7 protein-coding genes are annotated in these 12,961 nt (G+C 73.0%); 3 read left to right on the forward strand and 4 right to left on the reverse strand.

What is annotated here, in order from left to right:
- The first annotated feature begins 176 nt into the window (after positions 1 to 176).
- Positions 177 to 866: a hypothetical protein gene (locus tag AB0J46_RS27555; protein ID WP_358292460.1), complete on the forward strand. Its 690-nt coding sequence runs from the start codon at positions 177 to 179 to the stop codon at positions 864 to 866.
- Between the two features lie 49 nt (positions 867 to 915).
- Here AB0J46_RS27555 and AB0J46_RS27560 read toward each other — a convergent pair whose 3' ends face one another.
- Positions 916 to 4,185 carry a glucodextranase DOMON-like domain-containing protein gene (locus tag AB0J46_RS27560; RefSeq protein WP_364336780.1) on the reverse strand — a complete coding sequence of 1,090 codons (3,270 nt, stop codon included), beginning with the start codon at positions 4,183 to 4,185 and terminating at the stop codon, positions 916 to 918.
- Between the two features lie 248 nt (positions 4,186 to 4,433).
- On the opposite strand from AB0J46_RS27560, the gene AB0J46_RS27565 reads away from it, so the two are divergent.
- Entirely contained in the window at positions 4,434 to 5,870 is a 1,437-nt protein-coding gene (locus AB0J46_RS27565; RefSeq protein WP_364336782.1) for an MFS transporter, read from the forward strand.
- 399 nt (positions 5,871 to 6,269) lie between these two features.
- On the opposite strand, the gene AB0J46_RS27570 is transcribed toward AB0J46_RS27565, so the two are convergent.
- Both AB0J46_RS27570 and AB0J46_RS27575 read right to left on the reverse strand, forming a co-directional pair.
- Positions 6,270 to 8,240, reverse strand: coding sequence for a tetratricopeptide repeat protein (locus AB0J46_RS27570; protein ID WP_364336784.1), 1,971 nt, complete (start codon positions 8,238 to 8,240; stop codon positions 6,270 to 6,272).
- A 277-nt stretch (positions 8,241 to 8,517) separates the two neighbouring features.
- Positions 8,518 to 8,715 carry a hypothetical protein gene (locus tag AB0J46_RS27575; protein ID WP_364336785.1) on the reverse strand — a complete coding sequence of 66 codons (198 nt, stop codon included), beginning with the start codon at positions 8,713 to 8,715 and terminating at the stop codon, positions 8,518 to 8,520.
- Between the two features lie 300 nt (positions 8,716 to 9,015).
- On the opposite strand from AB0J46_RS27575, the gene fxsT reads away from it, so the two are divergent.
- Positions 9,016 to 11,583, forward strand: coding sequence for an FxSxx-COOH system tetratricopeptide repeat protein (fxsT, locus tag AB0J46_RS27580; RefSeq protein WP_364336787.1), 2,568 nt, complete (start codon positions 9,016 to 9,018; stop codon positions 11,581 to 11,583).
- A 15-nt stretch (positions 11,584 to 11,598) separates the two neighbouring features.
- On the opposite strand, the gene AB0J46_RS27585 is transcribed toward fxsT, so the two are convergent.
- Positions 11,599 to 12,798 (reverse strand): FxsB family cyclophane-forming radical SAM/SPASM peptide maturase, encoded by a 1,200-nt coding sequence (locus tag AB0J46_RS27585; RefSeq protein ID WP_364336789.1) that lies wholly within the window; start codon positions 12,796 to 12,798, stop codon positions 11,599 to 11,601.
- Positions 12,799 to 12,961: the final 163 nt, after the last annotated feature.

Consider the following 12,961-nt stretch of genomic DNA (forward strand, 5'->3'; position numbering starts at 1 on the left):
CCACGACCACCTCCCAATATCGAAGAGGCAGCAAGCCTGGCGGGTTCACCGCTGGAGATCAATTACCCGTCCAAGATTCGGTGACGGGCCACTAGACCGTCATCTGACGGCAGGACCTGCGCGAACATCAGAATGTCGCCTTGCCCGCGAGGGCCCGCACCACGATCATGTCGCCAATGGACGCCGACGTACCCCTGGACTACTACCTGATCTACGCCGCCGACCGTGGCCGCGGAACACTTCCCCTGGGCATCCTGGTCGAGGAGTTCGTGCTCTGCGACGACTACACCGCCGCGGGCATCGACTGCGCGGAATGGACCGCCGAGTGCGGCGAGTGGCGCGAGTCGCCCGGATCCAGCCGGGCCATCCGCGCCGACCCCGCGCTGCGCGACCGGGTGCTGCCCGTGACCCGGCGCGACGCCCGCGAGACCTACTCGATGCTCGGCGGCGGCGCGCTGCCGGAGGAGGCCGAGCTGCGGGCCTTCTTCCAGTACCGCCAGGCGCTCCCCGCCGCGGCCCCGCTCGACCTGGGCGGCTCCCCTTCGGCGCAGACCCGGCGCTACCGCATCCTGTTCGCGGGGGAGCTCGGCGAGCGCGGCCTGGCGAACGTGAGCACCGTCCTGCGCCTGGAGCCGCCGCGGGAGAACCCGCGGGCCAGGATCGCCGGCACCGCCACGGCGACCGCCGCCGGACACACCTTCACCTGGGAGCTGCGGCGCATCGGCCCCGGCATCGCCTGGTGCCTGGACGTCACCGTACGCCTGAGCGCCGGCCCGCTGGCCGCCATCGGCGCCCTGCTCCACCACCACCGGCAGGCGATCCGCGGCCAGGGCCTGATCCCGGTCACGATCGAACGCTTCGCCTGAACTACCGGGCGGTCCGGCCCGGCCACCGGACCGTCCCGCGCGCGGCCGATCAGGGCACGGTGACCGCGCGGAGCGTGACCGGGCCGAGCAGCGGGTTCAGCTCGTCGGCCTGGGACACCCCGGCGGGGGTGAGCACGTCCAGGGCCTTGGGCACCGTGCCGGGGTCGGCCGCGCACAGGGGCGCGCCGCCGCCCTCCGGACACACTCCGAACCGGTACGGCTCCGGCGTCGCAGCGAACCCCCTGGCCTGGTCGGCGGCGTAGCCGTCCTGGCCGGTCAGGACGACCGCGAACCGCCACCCGGGCCCCGGCGTGCCGAAGGACGCCCTGGGCAGCGCGACGGTGATCGTCCTGGTGGCGCCGGACACGCGCACCGCAGCGCCGCCGCGCCCGCGCCCGTCCGCGCCGACCAGCACCGGCGCGGCGAAACCTTGGGCCTCGGCGCGCTGCGACCAGGCGTCCTCCTCGGCGATGCGGTAGTTGCGCTGCGGGAACGCGGCCTGCGCCGACCACCCGGCGGCGGCCGGGTCACGGACGTAGACGTCGAGCAGCTGCGCGCCCATCGGACTGCCGAACGTGGGAGTCAGGTCGCGCAGCTCGGCCCGCAGGTAGACGGTGGTCGCGTCGGTGATCACCTGGAACCGCCGCAGATCGAACGCGCCGGGACGGAAGTCGGCCGCCGTCGGGTAGGCGTACGTTCCCGGGCCGTCGTCGTCGCCCTCGGGATCGGCCACGTCGAGCACGGTGGTGCCCCCGACGACGTCGCCGACGACCGAGCGCCGGGCGTAGGCGGTGCGGCCGCCCGCGGTCGCGGCGACGGTGAGCACGACCTCGCCGAACGCGATCGGCGCCCGCGCGGTGAACGCCCCGTCGGGCCCGGCGCGCACCGAGACGACCCGCGCGGGCGTCCCGAGGTCGACGGGCGCGGCCTCGACGTCCACGAGCGCGCCCGGCGCGGCCGTCCCCTCGACGGCGACCGAGCTGCCGTCGGGGGCCGCGCCGTCGGAGGGTGCGGTGACGGTGAGCGGGGTGGTGCCCGGCATGCCGTGCGCGGCGTACCGCTCGCGGACCGCCTCCGGCTGCTCGGCCGGGCGGCGGGCGCCCAGCGACAGGACGAGCCGTACCAGCTGCGCCTGCGCCCAGGTCAGCGGGGACGCCGAGCCCGCCGGACCGCCGTCGCGGAAACCGATCGAGGCGGTCGCGGGGTCGCTCCCGTACGGCGCTGCGGCCAGGCCGGGGTTCTCCCACGCCTGCTCGGGCACCAGCCCCGTGCCCGACGACATCGCCCGCATGGCCGCCAGCAGCGCCGCCGCCGTGGCCTGATCGCCGGTCTGGAGCGCCTGCTCGGCCCGCTCCCCGGCCAGCACCGGCCACAGGTGGCCCGAGCCGGTGTTCCCGGTCGGCCACGGCCTGCCGGACGGTGCGCACGAGGTGGGGTCCGGCTCGTGACAGTCGCCGTAGCCGTCCTCGGTGCCCGGCGTGTCCGAGCCGTACCGGTACCAGCCGGGGCCGCTAGCGGTCGTGCGCCGCAGCACCCGGTCCACGACCAGTAGCGAGGCCAGCACGTCAGGGTCGTCCGCGGGCAGGACGCCGAGCCTGGTCAACTCCAGGAAACCGGCGTCCACCACCCGGCGCTGGTCCTCGTTGGGGCCGCCGTTGCCCAGGTCGTAGGAGACGGCCGCGTCGGGGTCGCCGCCGCGCGACAGGCGCAGGAAGTAGCGGGGGGCGTACGGGCCGGTGGTGGTCACCGTCCAGCCCTTGACCGAGCGTGCGAAGTGGTCGGCGGCGGAGCGGTAGAGCCGGGCGCGGGCCCGGTCGCCCTGCCGGTCGGCGATCTCGCCTCCCGCGACCAGCCCGGCGATCTCGGCCGCGATCGTGGACGGCGAGTGGCCCGCCTGCTCCTCCCACCGCTCCACGCCGTACGCGGGCCCGTGCGCCAGCAGGAAGTCGGCCGCCGCCCGTACACGCGGCCACAGCTCCGCCTCGCCGCCCAGCCCGGACTGGTGGGCCATGAGGATCGGGTAGGCCGTCTCGTCCAGTTGGTCGCCGCCGGAGTCGGGCGCGAGGCGGCCGTTGAGCAGCGAGTTGCGCGGCAGCCTGCCGTCGGGGAGCTGCTGGCGTTCCAGCAGGAAGCGGGTGGTGGCGCGGGCCGTTGCCAGGTCGCCGGCGGTGAGGAAGCCGGTGAACGCCTCGTACAGGTCGCGGGCGAACACCTCGCGATAGGAGCCGAAGTAGACCGGCTTGCCGCCGGGCAGCGCGCCCGCGTCGACCGCCTGGCCCCACGGGCTCGCCGGCGAGGCGACGACCGCGCCGGGGAAGGTCTTGTCCTCGCTCGCCTTCAGCACGTTGGCCGACAGCCGGTAGGCGTCGGCGAGGGCGGCGGGCGGCCGGCGCAGACCCTCGTCATAGGCCGCCCAGCCCGCCTCGAACGCGGCGCGGGTGGACTCGAACGGCCGCGCCGCCGCCGCGCCCGCCGTCCGCAGTGCGGCCTCGGCGGTGCGCCCGAAGCCCAGCGCGAACGTCACCGCGCCCGAGGCGTCGATCGGCAGCCGGGCGGTGGCCACGACGTTGCCGCGGGGCGCGCTGTCGTAGGGGGTCAGCTCGTGGTCGGCGTCGAGCTGCGCCAGCCCGTCGCCGGACGTGCCCGCGTAGCCGACGCTCGCCAGCGGCAGGCGCCGTTCGGCCCGCAGCGCCAGGTGGGTGGGCACCGCGTAGTCGCGCTCGGGGGCCGAGGTCACGGTGCCGGTGTCGGAGATCAGGGGCGCGCCGGTGGCGGCGTCCACCGTGCCGGTGTCGGCTCCGCCGTCGGCCGGGCCGCCGCCGCCGTTTCCGTTCACGCTTGCGTCCAGCCGGACGTAGAGCCGCAGGCCGGGCGGCTGCAACCGGGTCCGGACGACGACCGCGTCGCTGCCCGGGTCGGTGACGTAGGTGGTGGTCAGCCGGTAGCGGCCGGTTCTGCTGGTGGAGGTGACGGTGCAGCTCAGTCCCGAACGCCCGGTCTCCACCCGGTAGGTGGTGTCGCGGGCCTGCGACTCGGTGAACGTGCGGCCGTCGGTGACCACGAACTGCATCGTCTCGACGTTCGTGTTGTCGATCGTGGGCTCGTAGACGTCGGACAACATGCCGCCCGCCACTGTGTACCAGATCTTGGACGCCCGGCCCGCCGCCGTCCCCACGCAGTCCTTGCGTGCCTGCCCGAAGTGCGCGGCGGCCCCGGGCCCGGCGGGCGCGGGCCCGGCGGCGACGGCGGGCGCGACCGGCAGGACGACCGGCGGCACGCACAGGACCAGGCTGAGCAAGAATCGCCGAAGACCACGCATGAACGCTCCCCTCCGCCCCCGCCTGGTTGCAGAGAAAACCACCCCGACCCCCCTGTCAACCCGGCCCACCGCCCGCCGAGGTCAAGGGACCTTTGGCACGTCGAGGCGGCCGTTTGCCTGTAACAGGCCCCCGTTACGGGTACGATCACCGTCCGAAGGCCGGTCTTCAACCTTGTGACACTAAGGCCGGCTGTGGACGACACCGCACCTGGCTTGCCCAGTGTCCGGGCGCCTTGGGAGCGACAGAGGTGACCGACAGCACCGCGGGCGAGGGCCCGGCCGACGGGAGACGCGCCCCGTGGCGGCGCGACTTCAACCTCCTGTGGAGTGCCTCGGCGGCCAACCAGCTCGGTTCGACGAACGCCATGCTCGCCGTCCCCCTGCTCGCCCTGTCGCTGACCGGCTCGCCGGTGTTCGCCGGCTGGGTGACGGCGGCCGGCACGCTGCCCCGGATCCTCCTGGCCCTGCCGGTGGGCGCGCTGGTCGACTACATGGACCGGCGGCGGGTCATGATCGTCAGCCTGCTGGCCCGCGGCGTGCTCGCCGTGCTGCTGACGGCCGGTGCGTTCGCGAGCATGCCGGAGCACGTCGTGCTGCCGCTGGTCGCCGCGGCGCAGGGCGTCTGCCTGGTGTTCTTCAGCACCGCGGAGGCGACGGTGGTGCCGCGGCTCGTCCCGCGCGAGCACCTGCCGGGCGCGATGGCGAAGAACGAGGCGCGCGTGCACGCGGCGGCGCTGCTCGGCCGCCCGCTCGGCGGCCTGCTGTTCGACCTGCACCGGGCGCTGGCCTTCGCCGTCGACGCGCTGACCTCGTTCCTGTCGGTGTTCGCGCTGCTGCGCATGGCCAAGGATCGGCTCACCCCGCACGGCGTCCCGCCGCGACCGCGGGTGAGAGCGCTGGTGGCCGACCTGGGCGACGGCTTCGCCTACCTGCGCAGGGAACGGTTCCTGGTGCCGGTGCTGATCGTCTGCGCGCTGGCCAACTTCTTCTTCCAGACGCTCGCCCTCGTCCTCATCCTGCTGGCCCATCAGCAGCGGCTGCCGAGCCTGCTCATCGGCTGCCTGATCGCGGCCACCGGGTTCGGCGGCGTCCTGGGCTCGTTCACCGCGTCGCGGCTGCAGAGCAAGGGGCGCACCCGGGGCGTGATCGTGACGTGCGTGTGGTCCTGGCTGATGCTGACCGGGTTCGTGGCGCTGGTCGACCACGACAGCGTCGTGTTCGTCGCCGTCGTGCTGCCGCTGGCCTGGGGCGGTATCGGGTTCACCGGCGCGCACATCAACGTCGCGCTCGCGGTCTACCAGGCCGACGAGGTGCCGAAGGAGCTGCTGGGCAGGGTCACGGGCGCCGGGCGGTTCCTCTCCGGCGGCGCCGTCCCGCTGGGGGCGCTGTCGGCCGGCTACCTGATCGCCGTGTGGGGCACCAGGGGCGCACTCGTCCTGGTGGCGCTGGCCATCGGCCTGCTGGCCGTCGTCCTGACGCTCATGGTGACCCCGCTCGGGCACGACCTGGGCCGCCGGTGGCGCGCGGTCGTCAGCCGGCCGGGACGGCGAGCTCGGAAGGGGGCGGCGCGGGCGGGAAAACCTCTGCGCTCAGGGCGCGCAGCGCCCGCTGGAGGGCCACCTCAACCTCCTCCCCGGCCACAACAGGACTTGATACCGAACGGGCGTGCCCGAACGCCCTGGTGACGGCTGTGCTGAGCTGCTCGATGCGCTCGCGGGCGCCCTCCGGGCACAGCGGCCACAACCGCTCGACCGCCACCGCCGCCGCCAGGTACTCCACCCGCGCCTGCCGGAACTGGCCGGGCAGGTCCTCGCCGTCGAGGCGGGCGTCCCGGTCGGTGCGCATGTCGAGCGAGATGCTCACGGTCAGCCCGAAGCGCAGCACCGCAGACTGCGCGTCGGCGAACGCGGTGCGCAGGGTCTCGGCCCGCGCCTCCTCCCGGTCGGCCCGGCGCTGCTCGGCGGCGGCCTTGGTGGCCTGGTTGGCCTTCAGCCGCTCGGTCACCATCGCCCATCCGGCGCCCGACAGCGCGGCCAGCACGGCCGATGCGCCGGTGATGAGGGCCACCAGGGCGGTGTCCGGCATCACGAACCCGCGAGCAGCTTCCTGGCCGTCCGCCGCTGGTGCTCGGGCAGCGGCGGGCGCCGGGCCGTCATGGCGCGGTCGGCCAGCTCCGTCGCCCTGGTGACGTCGCCGGTCAGCTTGTGGACGCGGGCGGCGCGCAGCAGCACGGGCCCGCTCTCCTCGGCCTCCTTCAGCGCCTCCTCGGCCTCGTCGAGGGCGTCGCCGAGGTCGTGGGCCACCTCGGGACGGGTCAGGCTGGCCATCGCCAGCGCGCGGGCCGCCTTGGTGGAGGGCGCGGGCCGGCCGCCGCGCAGTTGCCGCATGTCCCGCAGGGCGGACTCCGCGTCGCCGAGATCGGCCAGGAACTCCCCACGCGAGCGCCGGGCCTCGGGCGTGTCCGCCTCGCGGTTCAGCACGTCGCTCAGCACCGCCAGGGCGGCGTCCGGCTGCCCGGCCTCCCACAGGGCCTGGCCGAGCGCGGTCTGTACGATGAGGTCGTCCGGCACCCGGCCGACGGCGGCGCGCAGCTGCTCGACGGCCAGGCCCGGCCTGCCCTGAGCCAGGACGACGCGCCCGACCGCCGTCATCAGCCACCCGACGGCCGCGTTGTCCCCGACGGCCTCGAAGAGCCGGGCCGCGGCGCGGTAGTGTTCGATGCTCTCCGCCAGCAGCCCCTGGTCGTAGTCGATGTTGCCGGAGAGCGTGTCGATCTCGGCCCGCAGCCGCAACGCCTGAGGCGGGCAGGTCTGGGCGGCCTCGTGGACGAGCCGGCGGGCGCGTTCGGGCTCACCTTCGTCGCCGGCGCGTTTGGCGGCGCGCAGCCGGGCCGCGGGGTCGGGCGGGGACTGCGGCCACATGGCGGCGTCGAGCTGCCTGAGCGGGGCCAGCATCCGGGGGTGGCGGGGGCCGTGCATGGGCAGGCCGTTGCACTTGGGCGAGCTGACCAGGTAGCGGTCCTCCAGGGCGTTGAGCACGACCGCGCCCACGTCCGCGACCGGGTCGGACAGCCTGCCGTACTCGTGCAGGATGTCCCGGCGGAACCAGGCCATGAGGCGGCCGGCGGGTAACAGGTAGTCGGCGGCGACCCCGGCCAGCGTCTCGGCGCAGAACTCGCGCACCGCCCGGTCGGCGGCGGTGTCCAGCTCCGTCAGCAGGAACCGCTCGGGGTCCGGCGGATCACCCCACAGCCGGGCGCCGGCGGCCTGCAGGAGCAGCGGGTCGACCTCGTCGGCGGCGGGCAAGGGCCGGCCGGTGTCGTCGCGGACCGTGCGGATCTCGTCGACCAGCTCCTCGACCTTGTCCGCGGCGGCGCCGTCGCCGGTGGACTCGGCCGACAGCCGCATCGCCTGGACGGCGTGCGCCCGGGTGAACGGCGGCAGCGCCAGCTCCTGCGGCTCCCGGACCGCGTAGCGCCTGAGCACGTGCCGCAGCTCGTCGAGGTGATCGGTGCGGACCGACAGCAGCAGGCGCAGGTCGGGCCGCTGGGACAACGAGCCCAGCAGCTCGTCGAAGAAGCTCTCCCTGAGGTGCTCGTACGGGTCGGGCAGCCGCAGGAACGTCTCCACCTGGTCGACGGCGGCCAGCGTCGGCCCGGCGACGCCGTCGTTGCGCTGGAGCCTGCGCAGGAAGTCGCTCACCGACAGGCCCGCGAAACTGGCCAGCGAGCCGCCGCCCGACCACGACGACAGCAGCGCGATCACGTACGGGTTGTGCTCGGGCAGCGCGGCGGCGGGCCAGACGCGGGTGGAGCGGGCCAGGCCCACCGGCAGCACGTGCGCCCGCTCGTCCCTCAGCAGGGGGATCACGGCGGCCCGCAGCAGTGAGGTCTTGCCGGCGCCGGCCGCGCCGTGCAGGATCGTCAGCCGGTTGCGCCGCCACATGCCGGCCAGCTCCGCGGTCTCCGCGGACCGTCCGAAGAACAGGGCCCCGTCGCCTTCGTCGAAAGGACGAGCTCCGACGAAGGGACCGCGTCGGGGGCCGGAAGCAGTCATGGGACCAGACCTCACTCACCGAGGACGACGTCGTATTCCTTTGTGGCCCGGGACCGGACTGCGGAGGCGCCCGCCCCGGTCAATGCCGCAAGACGCGTGTGGCGGCGAGACTGCTGAATAATTCCGTCCGGTTTCGAGCTCAACGTCCGGCTGTCACCGCTGCACGATTCTCGATGGCTCCCCATGGTATGGCATCGCCGTGGCCGGCGCCCGGTTTTCGGGTTCGCCGAAACCCGGGGAAAGATCTCCCGCCGGGTCCCGGCGAATCGGTTCGTGATTACGGATTGCCCGGTCGGTACGGCATCGGGGTGCTGTTGTCGAACGCGGCGAACACCTCGTCTTCCCCCGGGCCCGACTCGAGCAGGTCGAGTAACTCCAGTGCGATCACGGAGTTCCCCAGCCCTTCGAGACGGGCGGATGAGAGTGCGGACAAATCAAGAAGATCCTTGTGGTGCGTGACGACCTGCGGTGCCATGGGCGCTCCCTCGTCGGCTCTGGCCTGCCCGCAGCGTTCCCCGTCCGGATGACCGGCCCGTACGGAGCGAAGTGCTCAACAGGCTGATCCCAGGGTGGCCGAATTCGGCGTGCCAGCCAATAGGCGGTGAATTAGTGCCGTCCTGAACAGGTCATTGGCGGACGCCGTTATCGCCCGGGTAGTACGGAACCCGCCGGGCCGCTACCATGACAGTCTGTCGTTTTATCTTGCCTCATTCTCGAAAACGACTTTCCATTCCTGCACCAGCACCCGTGAAGGCACGGACAGAAGGGCGGGCACGTGACGATTCCAGAGCCGTCCGCCGCACTGCGCGCAGTGAGCGACTTTCCCAATGTCTGGAAGGTTCCACCCCGGAACAAGAACTTCACCGGCCGGGAGGAGCTGCTGTCCAGGCTGCGCGACAGCATTCTCCAGCAGCCCACCGCGGTCGTGCCGAACGCCCTGCAGGGCTACGGCGGCGTCGGCAAGACGCAGGCCGCGATCGAATACGCCTATCGTTTCCGCGAGGAGTACGACCTCGTCTGGTGGATCCCCTCCGACCAGCCCGGCCTGGTGCGCTCGACGCTGGCCCAGCTCGCGCCCCAGCTCGGCCTGCCGGGCCCGACCGCGACCGGCATCGACGAGGCGGCCAACGCCGTCCTGCAGGCGTTGCGCCGCGGCGATCCGACCCGCCGGTGGCTGCTGATCTTCGACAACGCCGACGAGCCGGACGACATCAGGGAGATCGTGCGTCCCGGGCCGGGGCACGTCCTGATCACCTCGCGCAACCACCGCTGGGAGAGCGTCGTCGACACCGTCCCGGTCGACGTCTTCCCGCGGCGGGAGAGCGTCGAGTTCTTCCAGAAGCGCCTGCGCAGGGCGATCAGCGAGTCCGTCGCCGTCGAGCTGGCCGAGGCGCTCGGCGACCTGCCACTGGCGCTGGAGCAGGCGGCCGCGCTGCAGAGCGAGACCGGCATGGCGCCGGAGGAGTACCTCAAGCTGCTCCAGGAGCACACCAGCCAGCTGCTGAGCAGGGGCAAGCCCTCGGAGTATCCGGTCTCCATGACGGCCGCGTGGGGGCTGTCGGTCAACAAGCTCAAGGAGAACCTGCCCGAGGCCATGGAGCTGCTGCGCTGCTGTGCCTTCTTCGGGCCGGAGCCCATCCCGCGCTCGGTGCTCGTCCCGGTCAGGGGGGCGGTGCGCCCGGTGATCGCCGAGCTGCTCGCCGACCCCATCAAGCTGAGCGGTGCCATCGGCACGCTGGCCAAATACGCCCTGGTGCGGGTCGAGGCCGAGGCGAGCGGTCAGGCCGGTGGCCAGCGCGGCCCAGGGCGACCGGCCACCCTCCAGGTCCACCGCCTGATCCAGGCCCTGCTGCGGGAGGAGCTCGAACCGGAGGTCCAGGAGGAGATCCGGGCGGAGGTCCACTCGCTGCTCGTCGGCGCTGTGCCGACGGCCCCCGACGACCCGGCCAACTGGCCGCGTTACGACGCGCTGCTGGCCCATGTCCGGCCGGCGAGGGTGGCCGAGAGCCGCCGGGACGAGGTCCGCGACTTCGCGATCAAGATGCTGACCTACCTCAGCTCCTCCGGCAACTTCGCCGCGACCGGCAGCCACGTGGAGACGTTCCTGAAGAGCTGGACGCAAGACTCCGGTGCCGACAACCGGCACGTGCTCCAGGCCAAGCGCCTGCAGGGAGACCTCTACCGCGAGCAGGGCCGCTACGCCGAGGCGTACAAGCTCAACCAGGCCACCCTGGTCTCCACGCGCGCGGCGCTCGGCGAGGAGGAGCGCGACACCCTGATCCTGCTCAACGGCATCGGCTCCGACCTGCGCGCGCAGGGCCGCTTCATCGACGCCAGGGAGCACGACGAGGAGTCGCTGCGCCTGCACAGGAAGGTGCTGGGGCCCGACGACGTCAGCACGGTCAGGGCGATCAACAGCCTGGCCCTCGACTACGGCCTCACCTCCGACTACGTCCGTGCCAAGGAACTGCTCCTGGAGGCGCTGCGCACGGCCCAGGGAGGGGAGACCGCGGTCACCCGCGGCACCGAGCTCAACCTGCGCACCGGCCTCGGCCGCGTGGTGCGGCTGTGCGGCGACTACCGCCAGGCGGTCGATGTCTGCGACGACGCGCTGATCTTCGGCCGCGAGTTCTTCGACGCCAACCACCCGCGCATCCTGCTGGCCCAGAAAGACCTGGCCATCGCCCTGCTGCGGTCCGGCGAGACCGAGGACGCCCTCCTGCAGGCCATCGACGTGCACGAGCGCTACGTGCGGCTGTACGGGGTCGACCACCCCAGCACGCTCGCCGCCGCCACCTGCCTGTCCAACTGCAACCGCGCCAACGGCAACGTGGAGCAGGCCTACGAGCTGGCCTTCGACACCATGAACCGCTACCCGCGGATCTACGGCACTGACCATCCGTACAACCACGGCTGCGCCAGCAACGTGGCCCTGCTGCACCGCGTGCTCGGCGACCCGCAGGCGGCGCGCGAGCTGAACAAGAAGGCGCTCGACGGCATCGAGCGCAGGCTGGGCCGCGACCACCACTACTACCTGCTCATCGCCGTCAACTACGCCAGCGACCTGGCCGTACTGGGCGACCTCAAGAACGCCTGCGAGATCGGTGTGGAGGCCCACCAGCGCCTCAGCGCCCTGCTGGGCCCGCGCCACCCCACGGCCCTGGCGGCGGCGGCCAACCTGTCGGCCGACCTGGAGGCCGCCGGGCAGTCGGAGGCGGGCAGGGCGCTCTTCGACGAGACCATGCGGTCCTACCTGGAGACGCTGGGCCCCGAACACCCCGACACCCGGGTGGCCGGCGAGCGGCGCCACCTCGACTGCGACTTCGACCCGCCGCCGGTCTGACCGGGTCGGGCCCGCTCACCCCCCGGGCGCGAGGAGCTCGGGGGTGCGCGGGTCGGCTCTGGTCAGGTCGGCCACGTCGTCGGTCACGGTCCGCCGGATGTGGCTGATCAACCGGTACAGGTCGCGGCAGTAGACCGACGGGTTGCGGAACCCGCTGCCCGGACGGTACCGGTGTGGGTACAGGCCGCCGCCGCAGATCCTGGCCAGCTCACAGGCGGCGCACTCGTCCGACAGCGCCCGCGCGCCGATCTGCCGGGCTGCGATGGAGGGCAGGAGCAGCGCCGCGTCGAAGGAGTCGCGGAAGGTGTGCAGCAGCGTGCCGGCCGCGCCGTCGTAGGCGGACTTGAGCGTGTCGACCTGTTCGATGCTGCCGTCGGTCTCGATGACCACGACCGCCACCGGCGACAGGCCGATCCCCTCGCTCCTGGACGGCCGACCGCACACCAGCCGGATGATCTGGCTGAACATGCGGATCTGGGTCTCCCGCTCGGGCGCGCGGTACCAGCGGTCGAAGACGGCCACCAGCCAGTCGCCGTACGGCGAGCCGGTATCCGACCAGCCGGGCGGGGGAGTCGTCCAGTTGCCGTGCGGCAGCAGGAAGTCCAGCACCGGGGGGCGGAACCGGAGCAGCGCCTCGTAGGTCGTGACCGGGTCGTTGGCCAGGTCGAGGGTGCACAGCAGGCCGCCGAACAGGTGGCGGTAGGCGGGCGCCGTCAGGCGTTCGATGCCGGCCCGCACCTGCTCGTAGCTGCCTCGGCCGGAGGCATTGCGGCGATGGCGGTCGTGCCCCTCCTTGTCGCCGTCGAGGCTGACGCCCACGTAGACGTCCAGGTCGGCGAACAGGCTCAGGAAGCCCTCGTTGAGCTGGACGCCGTTGGTCTGCACGCGGGCCACCAGCTCGACGCCGGACGGCAGCGCCGAGCGCAGGGCGGTCAGCGCATAGCGCATGTGGTCGACGCCGACCAGCAGGGGCTCGCCGCCGTGCAGGATCACCTCGACGCCGTCCAGGCCGTTGGCCTCGGCGTGCTCGGCGATGCGGGCGGCCACGCGGTCGATGGTCGGCCCGGACATGCGGCGCGGCTGGCGGCGCCAGCTCTGGTCGGCCATCTCGTACATGTAGCAGTAGTCGCACGCCAGGTTGCAGCGGCTGTGGAGCTTGAGTATGAACTGCCGGAACGGGGTAGGCCGCCACCCCGACTCCAGCAGTCTTCCCACATCGAGATCTGCGGGCCATTCGGCTTCGCCCACGCTGATCAGCTCCCGGGGCTGCGACGAAGCTCGGTGTCCGAGCTCGTTCATCCCCGGACCGGATTCCCGCCAGAGTAGATCATCAAACCGGGCAAGTGGGGACCGTCGTTTCCGGAAGCGGGCCGTTCCT

This window comes from Nonomuraea sp. NPDC049758 (genome assembly GCF_040674635.1).
Lineage (GTDB): Bacteria > Actinomycetota > Actinomycetes > Streptosporangiales > Streptosporangiaceae > Nonomuraea.

Excerpts from the sequence above, each read along its gene's own strand:
- AB0J46_RS27555 (WP_358292460.1), top strand. The coding sequence starts at position 177 with ATGGACGCCGACGTACCCCTGGACTACTACCTGATCTACGCCGCCGAC.
- AB0J46_RS27575 (WP_364336785.1), bottom strand. The coding sequence starts at position 8,715 with ATGGCACCGCAGGTCGTCACGCACCACAAGGATCTTCTTGATTTGTCC.
- AB0J46_RS27570 (WP_364336784.1), bottom strand. The coding sequence starts at position 8,240 with ATGACTGCTTCCGGCCCCCGACGCGGTCCCTTCGTCGGAGCTCGTCCT.
- AB0J46_RS27560 (WP_364336780.1), bottom strand. The coding sequence starts at position 4,185 with ATGCGTGGTCTTCGGCGATTCTTGCTCAGCCTGGTCCTGTGCGTGCCG.